Origin of the sequence: Sphingomonas aliaeris, assembly GCF_016743815.1 — a bacterium.
Lineage (GTDB): Bacteria > Pseudomonadota > Alphaproteobacteria > Sphingomonadales > Sphingomonadaceae > Sphingomonas > Sphingomonas aliaeris.
The window spans coordinates 475,380-499,697 of sequence record NZ_CP061035.1; the positions used below are offsets into that span (position 1 = coordinate 475,380).

Below are 24,318 nucleotides of genomic sequence, written 5' to 3' on the forward strand. Positions count from 1 at the left end.
CTATCTCCTGTTTCTGGGTTTCTGTTTTTTCGTCGACTTATCGGGCGGGAGGTGGCGGCAGCGGACGCAAGCCGCCGTCGTCCGTCAGTTCCGGGGGCAGCGGGGGGTCCGCGAACGTCTTGCGCGGACGCATGTCGGACAGCGATTTGGGCGGGGCCGCAATCGCAGCCGCAGTCGTCGGACCGGGCGGTATTAGCGCGGCGCGGTTCGATCGAGGCGGTGCGGTCGGCGTGGCAGCAATTACGACCTGCACGTTCTCCGGGATCGAAACGTTAGCCGATCTGGAGTCGCAACCGGCCAGGACCGACGGCGCGACCGCCGCCATTACCAGCATTTTCCAGCGGTGCGGGCCTGCGCGCATATCCTCTCCTGGCCACCGCTTGTTACGGTTCATGGCCTGATAAGAACTGGTCTTCCACATCTTCATTAATCAATCAATGAATATTGACACGCGCTCCGATCCGGTGTCTCAGACATGCCGACGCGCCGAAGAGCGCTGCGATTCAGAGAGGATGACGAATGCGCAATTTCCTGGTGTCGGCGTCGGTGTGCGCCCTGATGACGGCCGGCGTGGCCCACGCTCAAACCGCGCCGCTGAACACGTCCGATTCAACCGGGCAGACGACGACCGATCCTGCGGCGGCGGCGGATGCGCAGCCCGACGGCGAGATTGTGGTCACCGCCGAACGTCGTTCGACTAGTCTGCAACGCGCGCCCGTCGCCGCATCGGTGCTGACCGGCGAGGATCTGGTGCGCAAGGGCGTCAACGGCGTCGAGCAGTTGCAGTTCGCCACGCCCTCGCTGACGGTCAATACCGCGGGGCAGGGCAATGCCTTCAACATTCGCGGCATCGGCAAGACCGAGCAGTCGAGTTCGATCGGCGTCGGCGTGATCACCTATCGCGACGGCGTGGCGACGTTCCCGGGCTATCTGCAAAGCGAGCCCTATTACGATATCGCCAGCGTCGAGGTGTTGCGTGGGCCGCAAGGTACGTTCGCCGGCGGCAATGCGACCGGCGGTGCGGTGTTCATCAACGAGGTCAATCCCTCGACCGATCGCGTGAAGGGCTATGCGCTCGCCCAGTACGGCAATTACAACCAGATCAAGCTGCAGGGTGCGCTTAACATCCCGGGCGGCGATACGCTGGCGATCCGCTTCGCCGGTAATCTCGAACATCGCGACACGTTCTACAACGTATCGGGGCCGTGGACCGGCAACCCGGGCGACCGGCGCGATTACAGCGCGCGCGCCAGCATCCTGTGGCAACCGACGCTGCAGATCCGCGTGCTGCTGAAGGGCGATTACAACAACATCAATTATGGCGGTATCCCGGCGAGCAACGCCTATACCCTCACCACCGGGGACCTGTAGCAAACACCGGCGATCCGCTGAACGTAGCGAGTAACGCACCGCTTTACGGCGGTGACGAGTTCGGTCGTGTCGTGCTGAACGTCGGCTTCACGCTGGACAGCGGCATCGTGCTGCGATCGATCAGCGGCTTCCAGCGCGGTACGACGCACGTCTCCTATGACGGGGACGGAACCGCCGCCGCCGGTACGCCGGCGGCCCCCGCGGTCAACTTCCGCGACAACATCACGCAGGAAATCTGGTCGCAGGAGTTTAACATCGTTTCGCCCGATACCGGCCCGTTCACATGGGTGCTCGGCGGCTACTATCAGCACGACAACATTACCATTCCGCCGAACGGCGGATATGTCGTTGACAATACGCCCAACTCGATCAGCCCTTTGGTGTTCGATACGATCCTGGAAGGCACCAACCCCAAGACCGCGCTCGCCGGTTTCGCGCAGGCCGGGTACGAGCTGTCAAACGGTCTGCAACTTCAGGTCGGCGCCCGCTATTCGCGTACATCGTCGGCTAACGACGCGGTGGCCAAGGCAACGCTGCCGATCCTGCCAAACCCGATCCTGACGCTGCTGCAGAAGGATAAGGTCGTCGAGAAAAAGCTGAACGGTAAGATTGCGCTTAACTGGACAGTGGACCGCAATAATTTCCTCTATGCTTTTGTCGCAACGGGCGCGAAGGCCGGTGGATTGAACGGGCCCAACACCGCCGGCGTCACGCCGCGCGCGTTCGGTGCCGAGGACGTGACCGACTACGAACTCGGTTATAAAGGCACATTCATGAATGGTCGCCTGCGCACTCAGCTCGGCGGCTATTACAGCGAATATAAGAACTACCAGATCAGCATCGTCGATCCTGATCAGCGCAGCATCTCTTCCGTCTACAACGTACCCGGCAAGACCAAGCTGTACGGCGCGGAGCTTTCTGCACAGGGCAGCTTCGGTGCGCTCGGGCTCGACGTCGCAGCCTCGGTATCCAACTCGAAACTCGGCACCTTCTACGCGATCGATCCGCGCTTCGGCACCAGCGCGGCGCTGGTGTGCAACCCGACAGGGGGACCTGTCACGGCGCGCTGCATCAATTTAAGCGGCCGGGAACAAGCCTATGCACCGAAGTTCACGCTGAGCGCGGGCGCGCAATATGCCATCGCACTGGGTAGCGAGGCCAAGCTGACCCCGCGCATTGATTACGCCCATATCGCACCGACCTTCGGCACGCTGTTCCAGAATCCCGCGCTCGGCGATCGGCTGGAGGCCCGCAATATCGTCAATGCGCAGCTTACGCTGACCACCGGCGATTGGTCGGTCGCTGGGTTCGGCACGAACCTAACTGACCAGCATTATGTCGGCGCAATCAATGGCGTGAGGCGGCTTGCGGGTGCGCCGCGCCAGTACGGCCTTCGCGTCAGCCGCAGCTTCTGATGGCGGGCGGACGCGAAGAAGGGATCGCGTCCGCGCGGTCGGCCAGGGCGAGCGACGATCGGTATGCGTGGTTGGTGCTCGGCCTGCTGTGCATCGTCTACGTACTCAACTTCCTCGACCGGCAATTGCTGTCGATCCTCGCTAAGCCGATCCAGGACGATCTTGGTATCACCGATGGTCAATTGGGCCGGCTCGGCGGGCTGTACTTCGCTATGTTCTATTGCATTCTCGGCGTGCCCGTCGCGTGGCTCGCGGATCGCGGCAACCGCGTTCGCGTTCTCACGATCGCCTGTGCGTTGTGGAGCGCGGCGACGATCGCTTGCGGAATGTCGCACTCCTACGGCCAGTTAGCGGCGGCGCGAATGAGCGTCGGGATCGGCGAGGCGGGTGGCGTTCCGCCCTCCTATTCGATCATCTCCGATTACTTTCCGTCCGACCGCCGCGGGCTGGCGCTCGGACTGTTCAATCTCGGGCCGCCTTTGGGCCAGGCGCTCGGCGTGGCGTTCGGCGCGAAGATCGCCGCCGCCTATGACTGGCGGCTTGCCTTCATCCTGCTCGGCGCCGCCGGGCTGATCGCGGCCGCCGGCGTCTGGGCGTTTGTTCGCGAACCAAGACGCGGGGCGACGGATACGCGACCGGTTGCGATGCCGGAAGTCGCCGGTGAAGCGGCCTCGTTCGGGGGAACGCTCCGGCTGTTCTTCGATCGCAAGACTCTGTTGCTGGTTTCGCTGGCGGCAGGGGCTACGCAATTCGTCACCTACGCCACGCTCGGTTTCACCACGTTGTTTCTGATGCGTGAGAAGGACATGACGCTCGATCAGGTCGCGATCTGGTACGCGCTGGTGCTGGCGATCGGTGTAAGTGCGGGTATCTACCTGTCTGGGCGGATCATCGACCGCCGTGCCGCGACGGATCCGCAAATATATGGCACGATGCCCGGTATCGCATTGCTGCTCGCGATACCCTTTTTCATCGGTTTCGTCTGGGCTCCGACCTGGCCGCTGGCGATCGTGTTCCTGATCGGTCCGACGTTCCTCAACTATTTCTATCTTACCCCGGCGGTAACATACGTGCAGAACGCGGTAGCGCCCCGCCAACGCACGCTTGCGGGAGCGGTGCTGCTGCTGATCATGAACCTGATCGGGCTCGGTCTTGGGCCGACATGGCTCGGCATGGCCAGCGACTGGTTCAAGGCGAGCCATCCCGGACATTCGCTGCAACTCGCTTTCTACACACTCGTGCCGTTCTATTTCGTCGCCATCGCACTGCATTTCGCATCGGCGCGCGCGCTACGACGTGAACATTCGGAGACCGCCCCGTGACCGCTGGATCGATGCAGCCCTATGCGCTGACGCTCGACAAATTCCTCGATCACGCAGCGAAGTGGCACGGCGGCACCGAGGTCGTTACAAACGGCCCCGGGGGATCGACGCGCATCGATTATGCAGGGCTGCGAGCCCGTGCGAACCGCATGTCCGGTGCATTGACGGCGCTCGGTTTGAACGCTGGCGACAACTTCGCGACGTTGGCGTGGAACAGCCAGGCTCATTTGGAATGCTGGTATGGAGCAATGGGGGTCGGCATCGTCTGTCACACGCTCAATCCGCGCCTCGCGTCCGCCCACCTCGCGACCATGATCCATCAGGCGCAGAACCGCGTGCTCGCAGTCAGTCCAGGGCTCGAACCGCTCGTTCACGCACTGCTCGACCTTTGCCCGATGATTGAACATGTCATAATGTTGGACGAGCCAGGCCATGAACACATCGTGCCGACAGATCCGGTGGCTAAATTCTGGAACCAGCAGGACCTGCTCGACCGGCATGGCGCCGAGATGATCTGGGGCGCGTTCGAGGAAACCGCCCCGGCCGGTTTGTGCTTCACGTCGGGTACCACGGGCGCCCCCAAGGGCGTCACTTATACTCACCGGTCGAATTATCTTGAGACCGTACACCTATTGCACGCGGACGTGCTTGGACTGAGGTCCAGAGACGTCGTGCTCGTCGCCGTGCCGATGTTCCATGCCAATGGTTGGGGACTTGCCTTCGCCGGCCCGGCGACAGGAGCGCGTCTTGTTTTGCCCGCGCGGGACCAGGACGGCGCGAGCCTCGCCCGTCTGATTGAGGACGAAAAGGTCACCGTCGCTGCTGGCGTGGCGACAGTATGGCTCGGACTGCTCGATCACCTCGAACGGACCGGGGGCAGCGTACCGTCGCTGGAACGTATTCTGCTGGGTGGAGCCTCAGTACCGCAGGCGCTGATGGACCGGATCGAAACGAGGCTCGGCGTAATCGTTCAGACAAGCTGGGGCATGACCGAGCTCTCCCCGCTCGGCACTGTCACTCCGGCGAGCAGCGATCTTCGTCGATCCTCGACGTCTGGCCGACCGCCGGTCGGCGTCGACCTTTGCTGACCGACGAAGCGGGCGATCCCTTGGCCGAACAGCGCGGCTGCGAGGGGCGGCTACGCGTGCGCGGTGCGAGCGCGGTGCAGCGCTATTACGGTGCAGCGGCCCCCGCGACCGACGCGGGCGGATGGTTCGATACAGGCGATCTGGCGATCATTGATCATCAGGGCGAGCTCAGCATTACCGGGCGTGCGAAAGATCTGATAAAATCAGGTGGCGAATGGATCAATCCGGGCGAGATCGAGGCGATCATCGGCGCTTTGCCAGAGGTTGCGCTGGTGGCGGTGGTAGCGCGCTCACACCCCAAATGGGGCGAACGTCCGGTGCTTGTGATCGAAGCGCGACGAGGTGTCGAAATACCGGACGAGACATTGCTCGCGGCGCTCCAAGGAAAAATTGCAAGCTGGTGGATGCCAGACGCGATCGTCCGCGTCGGCGCCATGCCGCTGGCAACGACCGGCAAGATCGACAAGATGCGCTTGCGGGCCGAGCACGGGTAAGGCCATGTCGGCAAGGAGCCGGACCGCCGGCACCTTGAGACTGCAAGGAATACCGATGACCGATCCGGCGAAAAGACCGCCACACAAACGTACGAGTAAGGCAGACCAGCGCGCCAGCACCACGGAACAGATATTGGATTCTGCCGAGGAATTGTTCTCGCTTCGTGGTCTGCACGGCGTCACGCTGCGCGAGGTAGCGGACAAAGCGGGCGTGCATCAGTCGCTACTCCATTACTATTTCAAGGATAAGAAGGATCTGTTCGATGCGGTAATTGCGCGCCGCGCGCCGGTAACGATCGCGCGGCGCGTCGCGGCGCTCGACGCGTACGAGAAGCAAGCAGCTGGGAACATCACCGTCGAAGGCGCACTCCACGCCTATCTCGATGCCGATCTCGATCTCCACGGGCATGGCGATGCAGGTTGGCGCAATTATGGCCAGCTTGGCGCGCAAGTCAGCAATACCGCTGAGTGGGGTGCCGAGCTGATGGATACCCATTTCGACGCCCTGGTCCTGCGACTGATCGACTTGTTGCAACAGGCACTGCCCGATTGCCCCCGCGACGATCTTTTCTGGGGTTATCACTTCGTAACCGGCGGACTTATGCTGACGCTGGGCCGTACTGGACGTATCGACAAGCTGTCCGGAGGCCTGTGTCGGTCAGACGATTTTGACGCCGTTAAGGAACGGATGGCCCGGTTCATGGCCGCCGGCTTTACCGCTACCTGCGCGGCACGCGCCGAGACCAGAAAAGCGCAGATCTAAATTCAGATTCTCTTCGGGTTGGTGTGTTGGCGGCGCGACGTCGACGTGCGTGGCATGGTCCACTGGACGCGGGCGGGTCACTGGATCGCCTTTGCGCCGGACCTCGCGCACGTATCTGTACATGAACGAGCGGCTGTTTTTGGATGGCGGGTGACCCGCCCTGGACGTCTGCAAATGGGTCTTTCAGGCCTGTCACAAGGCAACGATCATAATCGCCAATTACGGACGGTGCTGTCTGGTCTGACCCAATGCACGAAGCCGCTGCGCGGCAGTGGTGGTGGCGGTGAGGTAGCACAGCCGCGCTGAGGTTTGGTCCTGCGGCAGCGGCAGCAGACGATGGAGTTCCTTCAACGAGAGGAATTCCCCATGGCGATTCTACCAACCGAAACACCCGTTACGCCGCTGCGTCAGCGCATGCTCGACGACATGGCGATGCGCTCAATGCGGTCGCGTACCCAGCACGACTATGTTCGCCACGTTCGCGCCTTCGCCGCTTTCCTGCGACGCTCGCCTGAGACCGCGACCGCCGAGGACGTAAGACGTTTCCAGCTTCACCAGCGCGAGCACGGTGTCGGGGAGTCCGTCATCGGCGCCACAGTATCGGCGCTGCGGTTCCTGTTCGGCGTGACGCTCGACCGGCCCGACCTGTCGCGCAAGCTGGTCCTGGCGCCTCGTCCCCGCAAGCTACCCGACGTGCTGAGCGTCGAGGAGGTAGCGCGGCTGCTCGAGGCGGCGCCGGGCATCAAGTACCGCGCGGCGCTGGGGGTCGCGTACGGCGCCGGATTGCGGGTGTCCGAGGTCGCACACCTCAGAGCCGACGACATCGACAGCAAGCGCATGCTGATCCGCATCGAGGAAGGTAAAGGCCGCAAGGACCGTAACGCGATGCTGTCGCCGCAGCTGCTTGAACTGCTGCGGCTGTGGTGGCGCGAGGGCAAGCGGCGCAGCGTCCTGTTGCCGCACGGCTGGCTATTCCCGGGGCGCAGCTACACCGATCCGATCTCGACCAGACAGCTCCACCGCGCCGTTCATGAGGCTGCCGAGGCGGCCGGGATCCGCAAGCGCGTAAGCCCGCACACCCTGCGGCACAGTTTCGCCACCCACCTGCTCGAGCAGGACGTGGACATCCGCGTCATCCAGGTGCTGCTCGGGCACAGCAAGCTCGAGACGACCGCGCTCTATACCAAGGTCGCCACCCGCACGATCCATGCGGTGACGGGACCACTCGACCGGTTGATGGCGCTGATGGAGGGCAAGCCACCCGCCGGGTGAGCGCGCGATGCGCACCTCGCTCGAGGTCGCCGACATCTTCCGTGCTGCCGGCCCTGCGTACCGGATCGCCCACGCCGGGCATCTGAGCCTCGACCAGCTCAAAGTCATGTCGGCTGTCGAACATTGCCGCACCGCTGCGCTCGGCGGCCACACCGAGGCATGCACCGACTGCGGACACTGGCGGGTCGCCTATAACTCCTGTCGCAACCGGCACTGCCCGCGGTGCCAGGGTGCGGCCGCGCGCGCATGGCTTGCCGAGCGCGAGGCCGACCTGCTGCCGGTCGGCTATTTCCACGTCGTCTTCACCCTGCCGGCCGAGGTCGCCGACATCGCGTTCCACAACAAGGCACTGGTTTACAACCTTCTGTTCAAGGCAGCGTCCGAGACGATGACGACCATCGCCGCTGACCCGAAGCATCTCGGCGCCCGCATTGGCATCACCGCGGTCCTTCATACCTGGGGGTCGGCGATGACCCACCACCCGCACATCCATATGATCGTGCCGGGCGGTGGACTGTCGCCGGACGGCAGCCGCTGGGTGTCGTCACGCCCGGCGTTCCTGCTGCCGGTGCGCGTGCTCGGCAAGCTGTTCCGCCGCCTGTTCCTGACCCGGCTGATGGCGCTGTACGAGGCGGGGCGGCTCGGCTTCTTCGGCAGTCTCGCGGCACTCGCCGACCGCCGCGCCTTCCTGCGACACCTGTCCCCAGCCCGCAAAAAGAACTGGGTCGTCTATGCCAAACCGCCGTTCGCGGGACCGCAGGCGGTGCTCGCCTATCTATCGCGCTACACGCACCGCGTGGCGATCTCGAACAGCCGTCTCGTCCGCTTCGACGAGACCGGGGTGACATTACGCTACAAGAATTATCGCAACGATGTCGCCGACCGGCAGCAGCTGATGACGCTGGCCGCTGACGAGTTCATCCGCCGCTTCCTGATCCACGTTCTGCCGAAAGGCTTCCACCGCATCCGTCACTACGGCCTGCTCGCTGGCGCCACCCGCAAGGCTCACCTCGAACACGCCCGCCAACTGCTCGGGGTCGCCCCGCCCGTGTCTGCTGCCGCGGCGGTCGAACCCGAGGATGCCCGCCCGCCATGCCCATGCTGTGGCGGACGCATGCTCGTCATCGAGACCTTCGAACGCTGGCGCCAGCCCCGCGCACCGCCACGTGGCACCAACCCGACCGGGACCTCCGCGTCATGACCCGGCATCGCTCGCCTTCATCCCGCCGCGCGACCTATGCGCTTCCGGCCATGATGACGCTCGCGTTGACGATGCCGCTCCACGTGCCGACCCACATCTCACGCCTTCGTCAAAGCCGAAAGCCAAGCCAAACCCAGCACCGGACGATCTCGTTCCAGGCCACAGATGCCCGCCTGGGCGGCTGTTGCCCGCGCATCAAACCAGGGCGAAAACCGAAAACCCCATAGGCTAGCATCCGCGGCCCGCGGCTTCCTGCTTTGGAGGATATCGTACACCTCCCGGTGCCCGATTTCCTTCACACAGGTGGACATTTAGCCCGCCCTTCCCGCTCCCCAACTTCGGACGCTCGTTCATCGTCGCGAACGACCAGCTTGCCACCCTGGACATCCACTAACGAACGTCGTGATCTGCTGGGAAGCGGCCGCTCCGCTATTAGGAAAGCAGATGGCGTTAGCGGACGTCGTCAGGCGCTGCGACCTTTCTCAAAAAAGGATGGGATGTTGAGCTTATCGTCGGGTCTGTGGTCAACGGTGTTCGATGACCGGGTGGGAAGGCGAAGCGGCGTGCGGCCAGTGTGATGAGGAAGGCGGCCACGGCCAGCGCGGCGACAGCGGGCGGCAGCAGCGTGGTCCCTCCCGTCGTGAGGAGCACCCCGCCAAACGACCCACCGGCCGCAATCGCCAGGTTCCAAGCCGTTGTCACCATCGCCTGCGCCAGATCAACGCCATCACCGGCTGCGTCCGCCGACGCCGTCTGCATCATCGCCCCGGCACCACCGAAGCCAAGACCCCAGACAACGGCTGCTGCATAGACGGCAAGGCCCTGGCCGCCGATGAGCGACAGGAAAACAGCGACGGCGGCAAACGATCCGATCGCGAGCAATACCAGCATGCGCAGCATCCGATCGACTAGTCGCCCGACGATCCAGATGCCGACGAGCGAGCTGATGCCGAACGCCAGCAGGACGAGATCGACCCGCACGGACGCAGCGGTCGCGAACGGCGCGATGTAGGTGTAGAGGATGTTGTGGCCCGTCATCCAGGCAAGGATGACGAGCAGGATCGGTATGATACCCGGTGTCGCGACGACGCGGCGCAGAGAAGGACGATCGTCACCCGTCCGCCCGGGGGCATCGGGCACCTTGAAGATAATCCAGCCGATCAGCACGACACTCAGTGCCGAGAGGATCAGGAACGATCCGCGCCACCCAACCAAACCGCCCAGGAAGGTGCCTATGGGAACACCCAGTGACAGCGCCAGCGGCACGCCGACCATGGCGAGGGCCATTGCCGGGCCGGTCTGATCGGCACGCACGATGCTGCGCGCGTAACCCGCAAGGATTCCCCAGGCGAGACCCGCCGCGCACCCGGCGACGAACCGCGCGACCAGCACGACCGTGATCGATCCGGCCCAAGCGGTCAGCGTGTTGCCGACAACGAAGCAGATGATGGTGGTAAGTAGTACCGGTCTTCTTCGAAGCCCCTGGGTCAGGCTCGTGAGCGGGATCGCTGCCAGCAAGGACCCCAGCGCATAGACGGCAACGAGTTGTCCCGCGATCGCCTCGGAGATCTGCAGGCCGGATGCGATCTGCGGGAGTAGGCCAGCAGGAAGTGTTTCGGTCACGATGCACAGAAAGCCACTGGCGGCGAGACCAGCAAGGGCCGCGGTCGGGAGTTTGGAGCGTGGAGCTACGCTCGCTTCAACGCGACGTTTTTTGGAGGATGGAGGCATAACTGTCCTTGTGCATCGTTGATACCAACCCTGCGCCGTGACGAACCTGAGGCATGGTCATTTCTATGAATGGTCGCTATACAAATGTGACTGACACAGGCAAGCGGGTTGTGTAATGACCATTAACGAAAATAAGCGGCCACGGGGGCGGCCCCGGGGATTCGCGCTTGAAGCTGCGGTCGAAGCCGGGCAGCACCTGTTTCACGAGCATGGCTATGAAAACGTCAGCGTGGCGGCGCTGACCGAGGCGATCGGGATTACTCCGCCGAGCTTCTATGCAGCGTTCGGCAGCAAGGCCGCATTCTTCAAAGAGAGCCTAAGGCTCTACTCGGCCACCGTGGTGCCGCTGGACCGCTTCCTGATGCCGGGTGCAGCGCCGATGGCGGCGCTTGGCGACATGCTGCGAGCTGCGGCGCACGCTTATACCACTAGTCCGCAGCGGCGTGGTTGCCTGATCCTTGAACACGCAAAAGCAGGCACAACGGATTGGGGCATCGCAGCCAAACAAATTGCGGGAGAAAACCGCAACAGGGTGGCGGAATTTCTGGACGATGCGGGAATTAAAGCTCCCGGACGTGTCGCAGATTACGTTGCTACGACAATGCTCGGCCTATCGGCTGCAGCGCGAGAGGGATGGGACGAGCCAAGACTGCTTGCCGTCGCCAACACGGCAGCCGAGGCTCTACTTTGTCGCTCAGCCCTTGAGGAGTGAACAGGTTTCTGCTTGGGCCGGCTTTCCAAACTGGGGACCTGCTGACCCAGAAGGAGACGTTCGTGCGCGCGGATCGGTATACCGAAAGCGGACATCCGTTCACGATGCACAGCGTTCGCCGACATCGATCACCGTAAAGCCCTCACTGGAAAGCGCGTGGTGTTCGCAGCGACAGCCGTGCGGTAGGGCAGTGCCATGAAGGGCTTTGTCAGACCAAATGCACCCGTCCGTTAGGCTTGTGCAGATAGGGGAGGGGTATGCCACGTCCTCGCAAGCCCGTCAGCCCGTTCCGCTACTTCAACTCATCGCCCGAAGTGATCCGACTGGTGGTCATGATGTACGTGCGGTTCCCGCTGTCGCTGCGTAATGTCGAAGACTTGCTATTTGAGCGCGGGATCGACATTTGTCACGAGACGGTGCGGATGTGGTGGAACAGGTTCGGTCCCCTGTTCGCGGGCGACATTCGCCGCCAGCGTGTATCGCGTATGCGCGGTCTCCGGCACTGGCGATGGCACCTCGACGAGATGTATGTGAAGCTAAACGGTGAGATGGTTTACCTGTGGCGAGCGGTTGATCACGAAGGCGAGATCCTCGAGAGCTACATCACCAGGACGCGCGATAAGGACGCGGCGCTGACTTTCATGAAGAAGGCGCTGAAGCGCCACGGCCACCCGGAGGCGATCACCACCGACGGTTTAAGCTCCTATCGTGCAGCCATGAAAGAACTCGGTAATGCTGAGAAGCAGGAGGTCGGACGCTGGGCGAACAACCGCGTCGAGAACAGTCACTTGCCCTTCCGACGACGAGAGCGGGCAATGCTGAGATTCAGGCGAATGAAGACGCTACAGAAATTCGCCAGCGTGCACGCTAACGTCCACAACCACTTCAATCTCGAACGCCATCTGATCGATCGTCAGGTTTACAAGGAACGCCGCTCAGCCGCACTGGCTGAGTGGAGCAAAATCGCGAGCTAGGCGAATGCGCTCAAAGACTGAACTCCATCGAGTGGAGAGCGGTTCGCGTTAGACTGACAGCACCGCCAGCAAGTCCTAACATATTGAGTTGAAATTATTTTCTCGCGAAAGGTCGCTGAGAATGGCGCGAATTCGCGCACTTTGGTTTCGGCTTGGTACCTCGGAGAGCCGCCTAACTTCAGCAATCGGAGATTCCTCGGCAGCATTCTCCGCGTCTCGGCCGGGTGGTACCGTTTGACAGTAGACCACGATGACGCGCCTTTGTCGGTCCGTTTCTGCGGGGAGACGCTTGGAATTTCTTTAGCTGAGGCAACCCGCAGCCTCAGAGAGTTCGTCCAGCCTCGCTCCCTAATTCACTGATACGCAAATTTTGCATTCCACCGCTCCAGCCCAGCGCCGGCAAGCGCGCTCGTAAGCGACGGAAATCGCTAAGCGTTTTTGATTTTGCATGGATCGATTGAGCGCATGAATAACAGGGAATTTAAATCGCGATATCAGGGATTTAATTCACTGTATCAGCGAATATAGATCAGCGGGATGAACGACCGACTAAACAGTTGTAAAGGGTATGAAAAGGCGACATTTTCCGCAAAAATTGGCTTGACCTTCACCAGCGCCGCCCATACTGAGGTCTCAACCCTCATGGTGGCCAGTGTGTCAGCATAAACGCGGCGGCCGGACTTGATCCGAGTTGTTACGTGTACCCTCACGCAGAGACGGGCTGGCGTGGTTTCGGCAATCAATCCGAAGCCACGCGGACGTACGGCAGCTGGGCTTCGGACTCTTTGGAGGACGACCATGGGCTTGGTAATAGAACATCGTAAAATCGCGATCGCGGTCGCACCAATCGCTTTGTAACAGGAGATGTCTATCCGGGTGCGAAATGAATCTACCGCATTAAAATCAGAACGTGAATTACGTTCGCTTCACGTTGCAAGCGGCCGCCGTGCCGGAGACCGCTACCTGGGGCATGATGATTACCGGGTTCGGAATGATTGGCGGCGGGCTTCGCTCGCGACGTCGTTCGGGCAAGATCAGTTTCGCCTAACTCATGGGGGCGTTGGAAGTCGCCGGTCGAGAGGCTGGTGACTCTAATCAATAGTGACGTGAGCGAGCGCCGCAGCCTACAGAATCCCGCAGAAGGGTGCCTGCAGTCCCAGCAACCCTTTTAACATGCGACTAGCGGTTGTTCGCTGTTTAACAGACGACCATTCTTCGGAGGACGGGGGCGCGGGGACGCAGACGACCAACGCAGAAGCCAGTCTACTATTGGAGACACAATATGAAGACAATGACGACACTACTTACTGCAACGGCTTCTATTCTTATTGCGGTACCTGCAAATGCGGCAATTTATTTTGTCAACCAATCTGTTGGTAGTATTTCTGTTATTGGGTCGATCTCAACAAACGACACTATCGGGTCACTGCAAACAGGCGATATTACTGACTTTAGCCTAAAGCTAACTAGTGCCGCAAACACAGTTACGCTGAACAGTGCAAACGCCTTTTTCGTAACGGGCGGTGAAGGTCTAGTTGCTTCCTCGGAAGCCGTCACTTTTAACTTTTCTAATAGCGCGAACAGCTTCTTCTACTTCTTTGATGGTTTTGCAAACTTTGTTTGCGGCGCTTCTGGTGAACAGGGCGGCTGCACCGGTGTTAATAATACCCTTGAGGCAACTGTTGACCCCACCTTTGTTAGCATCCCAAAGTTTGGCAGCTACAAATTTGCGACCGCAGGCGCAGTTCCTGAAACTGCCACATGGGGGATGATGATCGCTGGCTTCGGCATGATAGGTGCAGCAATGCGCTCGCGTCGCCGAAGCACGAAGGTGTCGTTCGCCTAACCTAATTCACGAGACCCCTTGTGAACTCCTGCCGCTGGCCGAAAGGCTGGCGGCTTTTTGATGCTTGGATCTGACCTAGCGCTTACTGGTCGATACCGTAAGCCGCCATCGAACGGACAGTCGTTTTGATCGGTTCAGGAGCAAGATCGATACGGATGGGTAGCGGAGGAGGCGGTGGCGGCTGAGCATTGGCGTTCTCTCTGGGATACCCAAGTTTATCACACGGTATTCCGAGTCCTGTATGCGCAGCAAAGCGCCCAGCTTGTTGCCAGATCCTTCAGCGATCAACGTTGCCTGCGCCCGCGAGTTCTCCGATCGGGTTAGCTGCAACAATGCTTGTGCTTCTTACCTGATCCGCAATGACACAAGTCGTTGCGGCCGATCTTCACAGCCAGATTCGCAGGGCCAGGCAGCGGTTTCACCCCACCGTGATGCGCAATGGCAGTATAGAGGCGTTGAATGGTGTCCGTTAGCTCAGCCACTGCGCGACTTTGAAATGCGTTGATCTCGATGCTGTCGAGATCGCTTTCGCCGCGCGCGATCGCGATTAGCGCCAACATACGGGACCATGGTTCGACGCGGTCGGGGTCGTCTGTCAGCACCGCCCATGCGTCCGGACGCAGCGCAATCGCTTCCGCGAAGGCATCAACCCAATATTCCCACAATACCTCGCCGTCCCGCTCATCGATGTCGAGGATCGGCTGCAGTTTTCCCCGCGACAAATTGCGCGCAATCTCGTCACGCCGCGCCGACACCGCATTTACGAACCACTGCACATCGAGCGGATCGTTGAAGGGAGGTATGCCACCAGAATCCACGCCCCAGATCACCGTCATCCAGTCGTCAGTGGGGACAGTCACAGGGGAGACCAAAAGCCCGGTAAGAAAGCCGTCCAGTTCGGTGAGCAGCATCGGCTCTTCGACGGGAAGATCCGCCAACGCGTCATCTAAACGGCGAAAACGGGAAGGTGGTTTTCTCACAGGGTGAGGCCGCGCCGTTGCATCTCTGTCTCCGTCAATGCGCGCAGCGGCGTCGGATCGCCTGTCGCGAAGATGTCGGCAAGGTCGAGCAAGTCCTCGTCGCCTAGCGCCGCTACTGCCGCCTCAATCGCGGAGAGACGATCCAGCGAGTGTTGGGTCTCGGTTACGAGACGCTTCATGCGAGATTTTAGCATCGTCGACCGCTAGCAGGACCGACCGGACTTTGCAGCCTCATTGCACCGGGAATGGGTCGGTCGCACGGCGCCAGATATCAGGACGTTCATGCCGAAACGACCCAGTTGCGGCCATTCGGCTGACTTTAGGCGCTGCCCAACTCCGGTCGCCCGTTAATCTGCTTCATCACTCGACCAAGCCGCGAACCGGCTCTGCCAAGGGTACGAAGGAGTTGAGCGCAATGCTGGTGGTCCGCGTCGAACAGCATAAGCGGCAGCTTTTGGTGGGACCGGACCTTCCTCGGATCAATCGCGATCGGTCGGCTTTGGTCGTACGTGGCCTGACACCTCGCATAGCTAGTCCAGTCGATCACCAATGGACGCTGGGGCGTGCTGACATAGCGTCCCCGGTCTCCACGCTGCCGTTCCGCTTAATATCGGCGGTCAGGTGCGCCACCTGCTAGCGAGCGGTGGCTGATAAGCGTAGCGATCGTCTCGAATGAGGCAGTCGGCTCCAAGAGGACAAAGTTTACGCCGGACGCCAGTTTGGTCGATCCGTATCGCACGGCATCGAACCCTGCGTCCCGTGCGCAGTCAGCGACGAACCGGGAGAAAACATATTCGGATTTCATCCATCCCTGGCCCGTGCGAGGGGCCGAAATTAGCGCTGAGTTACTAAGGGCGAGCATCAGATTATCGCCTTCATCCCCGTCCTCAAGGTCTACAAGATCAAGCACCCGCATTGCCATTGAGAACGTGAGCTCGCCAGCGGTGCAGGGCTCGCCCGGACACCCGATCTCCGAAGCTGCCAGTTCCGGGGAGCTCGCGACATAGAGCAAGGGTGCGCCCGCGTGATTGAAACGCCCCTCCCCGACGAATTCCGCAGGCGCAGGACCGAACGTCGCCACGTCCGTCGGTGACTGCCCACACTTTTTGATGTCTGCATCGGTCCGAGCGCGAAAAAGGGAGGCAGGAAGCGGGGTCTTAGCCTGGCTCTTGGCCATCCGCCTGATCTGCTCGAGAACTCGTCTCGCGAACTCGTGCTCGAGCAACAAAAAAGGGGTCCGCTTTCCGATTGCGACAAGCTCGTCGATCGCCTCTTCGATCTCTGGAATATCGCTGAACCTGTGCTCATAAATCCAGACCTGTTTGGCATAGCTATAGCAGCGCGGACACTCTACGAAATGACGAAGGCTCGACATCTCGGCATCGCTGTAGCAGCTGGGCGCTCGACTGTTTTCGAGCAAATATTCAGTGTCGAATGATTGCTCCTGGAATTCGGATACTCGGAAAGTCGTGTTCGGCCAGCGTTTGCAAAAATCCGTATAACAAATGTTACAGCAGCAGATGCTAGAGGCGAAATCGGAATCGATCTCATCGCCCACTATCTCGTTGAAAATGCCTATATCGTGCTCGGCGACAGGGATGAAAGGACCGAAGATATTCTCCGGCCAAACAGCGTCATTGGGGTCAGTACCAGACGTCAGATCTCTAATGGGCTTCATGTGCCGCCTAATCTCCATCACTTTCGCTCAAATTGCAAAATGGCCTGTCAGGAACGCGGTGGGCTAGCCGTTTCCTTGATAAGCTTTGGATACGTCTAAGTCTCTTGGTGCACCAGCGGAACAAGGCAGTAAATCCCAAAGGGGTCTCGAAGTCTGGCGGTTTTTGTGATGCAGCGTTATCGAGGCCTGGAAGTCTGTATGGAACAACCAAACAGGCATGGATTCAGAGGGGCTTTACGCCACCGGTCACCGCATCGAATTGACGACCGGTTTGGTCTCGAGCAAACGTTCACGCTTCGACCCAGCAATGGCCCGAGTTGGTCACGAGCTGCCGCAATGCACTCCTCCGGCATGACCCACGATCAGTCAATCAGCGGCACTTCTAGCTCCCGCGAAAGCGGCCGCTTGATCATCAAGGTTTGCGACCCAAACTCGTGCGCCCGACGAGGCCGCTCGCGCATTGTAGCCCCAACAAAAGGGGACGGTATTTCATGAAAGTCGCACTTTTCGCCTCCGCGCTTCTCTTCGTTGGCGCACCCGCGCTCGCGCAGAGCAGTCCAGAAGACAATGACAAGCGCCCGGTGCAGGCCCACTTCTACGAACTCACGCCACTGAAACCGACGGCTGACTTTGCCGCCTCGCTGAAACTTCCTCGCGGCTACCGCATTGCCGTATGGGCGGGCGATCTGGGCAACACTCGCGTCATGGCAGTGGCGCCGGACGGCTCGGTTTACGTGAGCCGACGCTCGGAGGCCGACATCATCAGACTAGTGGACGCGAACCGGGACGGCCGCGCGGACGGGGCACCGACTGTTATCGTAAACCGACCGGGCCTGCACGGACTGACCATCCACGACGGCATGCTCTACTTCATGACAGCCAAGGAAGTGTTTCGCGCGCCACTTCGGCCCGACGGCGGCATCGGCACCGTAGAGACGCTGATCGACGACCTACCCGACGCCGGACAGCACCTCAACCGGACGTTGGCGGTCGGTCCGGATAACATGCTCTACATTAGCTCTGGCTCAACCTGTAACGCCTGCGACGAGTCCAGTCAGGAGAACGCGACGCTCATCAGGGCGAGCCTCGACGGCAAGGCGCGGCGGGTGCGGGCCTCGGGCCTGCGCAACACGATCGGCTTCGAATGGCACCCACGAACGGGCGAGCTGTGGGGCTGGGATCAGGGCATCGACTGGCTCGGCAACGACATCCAGCGCGAGGAGGTCAACAAGATCGAGCGCGGCAAGCGCTACGGCTGGCCGTACGTCTTCGAGGACGGCAAGCGGAACCCGCAGGACGAGCCGCCGGGCGGCATCACGGCTGCGCAATGGGCAGCGTCATCAACCAATCCGGTGCTCATGCACGTCGCGCACTCGGCGGGCATGCAAATGGCCTTTCATCCGGGCGGCGGCTTCGGACCGGACGTCGCCGGCGATGCCTTCGTCGCTCTACGCGGCAGCTGGAATCGCAAGCCCGCGTCCGGCTACGAACTAGCGCGCATTCGCTTCGATGCAAACGGTGAGGCAACTCGCGTCGAGACCTTCGTCAGCGGGTTCATGAGCCGCGATGGCACGGGCCAATACGGCCGGCCTTGCGGCGTGGCAGTCATGCGCGACGGCTCGATCCTGATCTCGGACGACGCAAACGGCGTGATCTACCGCATCACCTATGACGGCGCGACCGGGCAGGCTGCGCCGCTCGCCCCGCCGCCCGGCCCGATGCTGGAACAGGCCGCGCGCGGGACCAACGTACCGCTGGCTCTTGCACGTCCAGAGACCCAAGCGAGCAGCCCGGCGAGGCTCACGGTCGGCGCGGCCGCGTTCACTGCCAACGGCCCCATCCCGCGGGAATACAGCGAATACGGCCTTGGCATCTCGCCCGCGCTCAGCTGGTCCGCCGTTCCCAATGCTGTCTCCTACGCGATCCTCGTCGAAGACCCGGACGGCGCGTCGAAGCCGGTCGTCCACTGGGTCGCCTGGAACGTGCCCGCGGGCACCACTCGCCTGCCCGAAGGACTGCAGGAGCGTGACCGCTTGAGCGGCGGACCGCTTGAGGGGATCATGCAGGGTGCGAGCGGACGCGGCACGGTAGGCTGGTACGGCCCGCGCCCGCCGAGGGGCGATAAGCCACATCATTATCACTTCCAGGTGCTGGCACTCGACCGCCAGCTGGACCTGCCGCTTGGAGCGACGCGAGACCAGTTGCTCACGGCCGCGGCAGGGCACGTGATCGGGAGCGGCGACCTCGTCGGCACGTATGCCGAACCGAAATGAGCTGCGGCGGCTTTCTTTCCGCGCGGTGACCCATCCCCCCGGAGCTCGCCAGCGTGATGCTAGCAATCTTGGGGGCGGAGTCCGGCTCCTGCTCGCATTACGCATTGCTGCGGCATTGCCGCTGTCGAGTAACTAAGACCTGTCGCAAGGCTTGGTACGCGGTTCTTTAGGCCCATTTCCGGCCGTCCAAAAAAAGGCTAACCCGCTCCCATTTTTTCGGACGGTCGTTCAAATTTTAGAAGTAGCTATTCTAGCCCCCATTTGCCGGAGTTCGGCGGGCCGGCCGGGCAAAGGTCGGGCGCATCGCCTGCCGCGAGGGGATCGATCGCGGCGCTACCCTCGAACCATCAAATTCACCATTGGTCGATCGAGGTTGGAATCGTCCGAGCGGCTCAAACAGGCTTGACGGATGTGCGTATGGCCCTTGAGGTAGCTTTTACAACGCGAGGATGTCCGGTTGACGCAAGAACATGGGTGGCTGAGTGACAACGCCGGGCGCATCGAGAACATCTCGCTCGCGCCGAACGTGAAGAACGCCCTGTTCCCGCTCTTCGAGGCGGTGATGAACTCGATCCACGCAATCGAGGAACGCTTCGGCAAGGATCACCTCGCCGACGGCCGAATATCGATCTTCGTGCACAAGGACGAAGTCGGCGAATACTACGGCTTCACCGTCACGGACAACGGAATCGGGTTCACGGCCGACAACCTTACCTCGCTGCGGAAATTCGACAGTCGCAAAAAGGCGAAGTCCGGCGGCAAGGGCGTCGGCCGGCTCTGTCAGACCAAATGCACCGATCGTTAGGCGGGGCCGGGTAGGGCGGTCGGTATGCCACGCCCCCGCAAGCCTGCCAGCCCATTTCGCTATTTCAATTCGTCACCCGAGGTGATCCGCCTAGTAGTGATGATGTACGTTCAGTTCCCACTATCGCTACGCAACGTGGAAGACCTCCTTTTCGAGCGCGGTATCGACATCTGCCACGAGACGGTGCGGATGTGGTGGAACCGGTTCGGGCCGGTGTTTGCCGGCGATATCCGTCGGCAACGCGTCTCTCGTATGCGCGGGTTCCGATACTGGCGCTGGCATCTCGACGAGATGTACGTGAAGCTGAATGGCGAGATGGTATACCTCTGGCGCGCCGTAGATCACGAGGGTGAGATCCTCGAGAGCTACATCACCAGGACCCGCGACAAGGATGCAGCGCTTCGGTTTATGAAGAAGGCGCTGAAGCGTCACGGTAGCCCGGAAGCGATCACCACCGACGGTTTGCGGTCCTATCGCGCAGCCATGAAAGAGCTGGGTAACACCGAAAAGCAGGAGGTCGGACGCTGGGCTAACAACCGGGTTGAAAACAGCCACCTGCCGTTTCGAAGAGGAGAGTGAGCGATGCTGAGGTTCAGGCGAATGAAGACGTTACAAAAGTTCGCCAGCGTGCACGCTAACGTCCACAACCACTTCAATCTCGAACGCCATCTCGTTAATCGCCAGACCTACAAGGAACGCCGCTCAGCCGCGCTGGCTGAGTGGAGCATGGTCTCAAGCTATACGACAGTGCTCAGAGACCGAACTGCATCGTGGGGAGAACGGTTCGCGTTAGACTGACAGCGTCCACTCCGGAGTTCACGGGCGGATTTGGCATGCCAGGCTTAACATTGTTCGCTGGCTCCCATCCTGCCGCTCAGCAGACGATCAAGGCAAACCCCAGCATCTTCTGAGCTGGTAGATCGAGACAGGCGCGGGCTTTGGTGGGCGCGGTCGGAAGCAGCTTCCGAGCCACTCGGCCGCATCTGCATTGGGCGCGAAGTGGCGCGAGGCGCAGATCGATCCACTGCTGCTGGCGGGGCCGGCGCCGGTCATTATATGGAGAGCCTAAGTAACCTTAAAAGGCTTTGCATCCATAGTGTTGCAATGCGGCGACACTCTCAAAAGTTCCTTCTCCGCCTCTTTACAATGTTGCTCGATCGTTACAGTCTTATCGCATTGCGGCGGCCCGGGGGGCCTGGGCCGTCACTAAACAGATGCCCAAGGGCATTATTGGGGAACTTTGACTCGATGCGATCCATCCAAGCCAGTGCTGCTGTACGTCTTCGTTCCACGGCGGCACCCGTCGCGCTGTTGATCGCGCTGTCGGCCACGCCAGCCTTTTCGCAGACGATCGAACCGCTCCCGACCAGTCCCGTAGCGACTGAGCCTGCAGATGAAGGTGATGACATCGTCGTAACCGGTTCGCTATTCCGCGGCACCGACACGAAGACCGCGCTGCCCGTCACCGTTATCACTTCCGAGAGCCTGGCGCGCGCCGGCATTACCAACACCGCCGACGCAATTCGGCAGGCTGCTGCAGATGGTGCGGGCTCGATCGGCATCGGTTTCACGAGCGGCTTCTCAGCTGGCGGCTCGGCCATTTCGCTGCGCAACCTGGGCGTTTCCTCGACGCTAGTCCTGGTCAATGGTCTGCGCGTGACGAACTACCCGCTTAGCGACGATGGCCACAACTCGTACGTTGATCTCAATAGCATCCCGCAAATCAACGTCGAGCGGATCGAAGTGCTGAAGGACGGCGCTTCGTCGCTATACGGCGCTGATGCAATCGGTGGCGTGGTCAACATCATCACGCGCAAGCAATTCCAGGGCTTGGAAGGGGGCGCCGAAGCGGGGGCTACCGAAAAGGGCGATGGTCACAAATATCGTCTGCGTCTGCTCGGCGGCATCGGCGATTACGCTAGCCAAGGCTGGAATTTCTACGTCGGCGGCGAATATGAGGACAGCGGTAAGATCACCGCGGATTCACGCGGCTTCCCGTTCAATACGCTCGACCTGCGGGCGGCTGGCGGCGTCGACAACAACCGTGCGGACGACACGCTGACCAGCGCGACCACGAATGCAGTCGTGACGCGCGTGACACAGAGCGATCTTAACAATCCGCTGGCGGGCAACGTGGCCAACGCCAGTTCACCGGCGATCTTCAACTCGCTCACGCCGCTGGCGAACTGCGCGTTCGGTACCTATTCCGAGAATACGGCGTCTCGCGTCGGCACAGCCTGCAAGCATGACCTGACCAGGGAATATGTCCAGATCCTGCCGAAGCAGCGCCGCTATGCGGGCGCTGCCCGGCTGAGCTTCCGCGTTAGCGACAACATCGAGGGTTACGTTGACGGTAGCTATTCGAACAACAAGGTCGATATCACCTTGCTGCCTCGCGCCGTCCGCCAGAACCAAGCATTCGGCGGGGCGCCGAGCACCTCGACGACCAATCCTGGCATCGTGCTGCCCGTGTACATCTGCTCGGCCGGCATCAACTGCGCGACCGCAGCGGATCGGCGGCTCAATCCGAACAACCCCTATGCCGCTGCTTTCGCCAGCAACCCGTCGGAGGGCGCGGCGCGCCTCTATTATCTGTTCGGCGACGTAAAGGCGGGTTCGGAGCGCACCAACGAGCTGTATCGCATCACAGGCGGGCTGCATGGGACGATTGCGGACACTTGGCGTTGGAAGGTCGATCTCGGATATTCCCGCGATAATCTGGAACTGACCCAGACGGGATTCGCCAATCTCAACGGGCTCGTGAAAGCGATCAACACAGGCTCCTATAATTTCGTCGATCCCAGCCTGAATTCGCAGGCCGTTCGCGACTCCGTGCTTCCGCCCGTAACCTCGCTCTCGAATTCCAGCGAGTTCACGGTCGATGGCACGATTTCCCGCAGCCTGTTCGCACTCCCCGGTGGAGACGTTCAAGTCGCAGTTGGTGGGCAGTATCGTAAGGAAAAGTTGGCCAATCGCAGCGCTAACCCTAACCTCGACATCCCCGGCCTTTCGACTGCACAGGCTTTTGGTGATCGTGACGTATGGGCTGGCTACTTCGAAATCGCGGCGCCGATCATTGATCAGCTGACTGTCAACGTCTCGGGCCGTTATGACGATTATTCGGAGGGCTTTAGTAAGTTTTCGCCCAAGATCAGTGCGAAGTTCACCCCGATCGAGCAAATCTCGTTTCGCGGATCCTATTCGGAAGGCTTCCGGACGCCGACCTTCGCCGAAATCGATCCGCGCAGCTCGTTCTCTGGCTTTGTCGGCTATACGCCGGATGCTGCGTTCAAAGCCGCGCACCCGACTAACGCCGGCTATACAGCCAACTATTCCGTGGGCCGTGGTTTCGTTGGCAACCCCAACATTCAGCCCGAGACCTCGCGCAGCTTTACGGTGGGCGCAATCGTGCAGCCGACGCGCTGGTTCACCTTTACCGCCGATTATTTTAACGTGCGGAAATCGGGGCTGATCACGGCGGGCTCGCTCGCTGGTAAGGCGATCACCGAATATTATTCGGTAGCGAACCAGTCTTTCGCGTCAGCAGCGGCGGCTTCGGCCGCAGGGTGTGCAAAGGTCGCGGCTGTGGGCGCGGGCTACTCGTGCAACGTCATCGACGGCGCCGATCCGTTCGCACTCAACGCGCTGCCGCGTCTGCTTGTGCTCAACGCGCCTTATGTGAACGTCAACTATGACGTGACCACGGGTCTGCAATTCACCGCAACTGCGCAGGTTCCGGTTAGTGAGGCCATCCAGTTCGAAAGCCGTCTCGACTTGCAGGCCACACTGAAGTTCGATCGTCACCTTGAAGACGGTACCGTGCAGCGTTTCGTCGGGTCCGTCGGTCCCGCCGATCTATCGTCCGGCGGTGGCACGCCGAAGTGGCGCGGCAACTGGCAGAACACTCTGTCGTTCGGCCAGTTCTCGCTAAGCGCGACCACGTACTTCGTTGGCCGCATGAAAGCGGTTGCTACCGACCAAGGTAACCTGGACACCTCGTGTGCCGCTTCGGTTTATAAGGATGCCAACGGAGGAAATTCGTTCTGCAAAATCGACAGCTTCATATATGCCGACCTTAATGCCACCGTGCGAGTGAACGACAAGTTCAGCTTCTTCGGCTTCGTCGGCAACTTCACCAACGCGGGCGCGCCGTTCTATCCGAACACCTTCTACACCACGCAGCCGAACTATCTGGCTTCGTGGCACCTGCCCGGTCTGATCGGCCGGACGTTCCGTGCCGGCGCAAACTTCAAGTTCTGATGTAACATCAGGGCGGACGATCGGGCGGCTCCTTCGGGGCCGCCCTTTTCGTATCAGGTATGCTCGAGCTGATCCTCCCTTCAGCTTTGTCAGGCCAACGTGGTAGTCTATCTCGGTCGATGATAAGCTGGCT

At 61.1% G+C, this 24,318-nt stretch carries 20 protein-coding genes and 1 pseudogene; 16 read left to right on the forward strand and 5 right to left on the reverse strand.

Annotated elements, in window-relative coordinates; all coding sequences use genetic code 11:
• Window positions 1-37: 37 nt before the first annotated feature.
• Window positions 38-361: a hypothetical protein gene (locus H5J25_RS02080; protein ID WP_202094260.1), complete on the reverse strand. Its 324-nt coding sequence runs from the start codon at window positions 359-361 to the stop codon at window positions 38-40.
• A gap of 158 nt (window positions 362-519) precedes the next feature.
• Here H5J25_RS02080 and H5J25_RS02085 point away from each other — a divergent pair, with 158 nt between their 5' ends.
• The 8 genes from H5J25_RS02085 (at window position 520) to H5J25_RS02115 (ending at window position 8,926) form a co-directional block, all read left to right on the forward strand.
• Window positions 520-1,371 (forward strand): TonB-dependent receptor plug domain-containing protein, encoded by an 852-nt coding sequence (locus H5J25_RS02085; RefSeq protein ID WP_202094267.1) that lies wholly within the window; start codon window positions 520-522, stop codon window positions 1,369-1,371.
• Window positions 1,260-2,786, forward strand: coding sequence for a TonB-dependent receptor domain-containing protein (locus tag H5J25_RS02090; RefSeq protein WP_202094269.1), 1,527 nt, complete (start codon window positions 1,260-1,262; stop codon window positions 2,784-2,786). The genes H5J25_RS02085 and H5J25_RS02090 overlap by 112 nt, the downstream gene beginning before the upstream one ends.
• Entirely contained in the window at window positions 2,786-4,108 is a 1,323-nt protein-coding gene (locus H5J25_RS02095) for a spinster family MFS transporter (RefSeq protein WP_202094271.1), read from the forward strand. The genes H5J25_RS02090 and H5J25_RS02095 overlap by 1 nt, the downstream gene beginning before the upstream one ends.
• Complete coding sequence (locus H5J25_RS02100; RefSeq protein WP_318781343.1) at window positions 4,105-5,196, forward strand: AMP-binding protein; 1,092 nt, start codon at window positions 4,105-4,107, stop codon at window positions 5,194-5,196. Before H5J25_RS02095 ends, H5J25_RS02100 begins: the two co-directional genes overlap by 4 nt.
• Before the next feature lie 74 nt (window positions 5,197-5,270).
• Entirely contained in the window at window positions 5,271-5,690 is a 420-nt protein-coding gene (locus tag H5J25_RS21280; protein WP_404829567.1) for an AMP-binding enzyme, read from the forward strand.
• A gap of 55 nt (window positions 5,691-5,745) precedes the next feature.
• A complete protein-coding gene (locus H5J25_RS02105) occupies window positions 5,746-6,453 on the forward strand; it encodes a TetR/AcrR family transcriptional regulator (RefSeq protein WP_202094273.1) in 708 nt (235 codons plus the stop codon).
• 366 nt (window positions 6,454-6,819) lie between these two features.
• Complete coding sequence (locus H5J25_RS02110) at window positions 6,820-7,725, forward strand: tyrosine-type recombinase/integrase (protein WP_202094282.1); 906 nt, start codon at window positions 6,820-6,822, stop codon at window positions 7,723-7,725.
• Between the two features lie 7 nt (window positions 7,726-7,732).
• Window positions 7,733-8,926 carry an IS91 family transposase gene (locus H5J25_RS02115; protein WP_202094283.1) on the forward strand — a complete coding sequence of 398 codons (1,194 nt, stop codon included), beginning with the start codon at window positions 7,733-7,735 and terminating at the stop codon, window positions 8,924-8,926.
• Between the two features lie 450 nt (window positions 8,927-9,376).
• On the opposite strand, the gene H5J25_RS02120 is transcribed toward H5J25_RS02115, so the two are convergent.
• Window positions 9,377-10,657 carry an MFS transporter gene (locus H5J25_RS02120; protein WP_202094284.1) on the reverse strand — a complete coding sequence of 427 codons (1,281 nt, stop codon included), beginning with the start codon at window positions 10,655-10,657 and terminating at the stop codon, window positions 9,377-9,379.
• Window positions 10,658-10,772: 115 nt separating this feature from the next.
• Between H5J25_RS02120 and H5J25_RS02125 the strand changes: the two genes are divergently transcribed.
• From H5J25_RS02125 to H5J25_RS02140, 4 genes are all read left to right on the forward strand, one after another.
• Window positions 10,773-11,369: a TetR/AcrR family transcriptional regulator gene (locus tag H5J25_RS02125; protein WP_202094285.1), complete on the forward strand. Its 597-nt coding sequence runs from the start codon at window positions 10,773-10,775 to the stop codon at window positions 11,367-11,369.
• Between the two features lie 257 nt (window positions 11,370-11,626).
• Window positions 11,627-12,343 carry an IS6 family transposase gene (locus H5J25_RS02130; RefSeq protein WP_202094286.1) on the forward strand — a complete coding sequence of 239 codons (717 nt, stop codon included), beginning with the start codon at window positions 11,627-11,629 and terminating at the stop codon, window positions 12,341-12,343.
• Between the two features lie 946 nt (window positions 12,344-13,289).
• A complete protein-coding gene (locus H5J25_RS02135; protein WP_404829602.1) occupies window positions 13,290-13,391 on the forward strand; it encodes a PEPxxWA-CTERM sorting domain-containing protein in 102 nt (33 codons plus the stop codon).
• A gap of 234 nt (window positions 13,392-13,625) precedes the next feature.
• A complete protein-coding gene (locus H5J25_RS02140; RefSeq protein ID WP_225883285.1) occupies window positions 13,626-14,189 on the forward strand; it encodes a PEPxxWA-CTERM sorting domain-containing protein in 564 nt (187 codons plus the stop codon).
• Between the two features lie 320 nt (window positions 14,190-14,509).
• On the opposite strand, the gene H5J25_RS02145 is transcribed toward H5J25_RS02140, so the two are convergent.
• The 3 genes from H5J25_RS02145 to H5J25_RS02155 all read right to left on the reverse strand — a co-directional run bounded on the left by H5J25_RS02145 (window position 14,510) and on the right by H5J25_RS02155 (window position 16,847).
• Window positions 14,510-15,169, reverse strand: coding sequence for a UPF0149 family protein (locus tag H5J25_RS02145; protein WP_202094290.1), 660 nt, complete (start codon window positions 15,167-15,169; stop codon window positions 14,510-14,512).
• The gene (locus H5J25_RS02150; protein WP_202094292.1) at window positions 15,166-15,348 is read right to left on the reverse strand and encodes a hypothetical protein; all 183 of its coding nucleotides are present in this window, start codon (window positions 15,346-15,348) and stop codon (window positions 15,166-15,168) included. Before H5J25_RS02150 ends, H5J25_RS02145 begins: the two co-directional genes overlap by 4 nt.
• Window positions 15,349-15,773: 425 nt before the next feature.
• A complete protein-coding gene (locus H5J25_RS02155; RefSeq protein WP_202094294.1) occupies window positions 15,774-16,847 on the reverse strand; it encodes an RES family NAD+ phosphorylase in 1,074 nt (357 codons plus the stop codon).
• A gap of 491 nt (window positions 16,848-17,338) precedes the next feature.
• Between H5J25_RS02155 and H5J25_RS02160 the strand changes: the two genes are divergently transcribed.
• From H5J25_RS02160 to H5J25_RS02175, 4 genes and pseudogenes are all read left to right on the forward strand, one after another.
• Window positions 17,339-19,120, forward strand: coding sequence for a YbhB/YbcL family Raf kinase inhibitor-like protein (locus H5J25_RS02160; protein ID WP_202094299.1), 1,782 nt, complete (start codon window positions 17,339-17,341; stop codon window positions 19,118-19,120).
• Between the two features lie 457 nt (window positions 19,121-19,577).
• A complete protein-coding gene (locus tag H5J25_RS02165; protein ID WP_225883286.1) occupies window positions 19,578-19,925 on the forward strand; it encodes an ATP-binding protein in 348 nt (115 codons plus the stop codon).
• A gap of 24 nt (window positions 19,926-19,949) precedes the next feature.
• Window positions 19,950-20,648, forward strand: a pseudogene (locus H5J25_RS02170) (IS6 family transposase); the annotation flags it as partial.
• A gap of 525 nt (window positions 20,649-21,173) precedes the next feature.
• Entirely contained in the window at window positions 21,174-24,185 is a 3,012-nt protein-coding gene (locus H5J25_RS02175) for a TonB-dependent receptor plug domain-containing protein (protein WP_202094305.1), read from the forward strand.
• Window positions 24,186-24,318 lie beyond the last annotated feature (133 nt).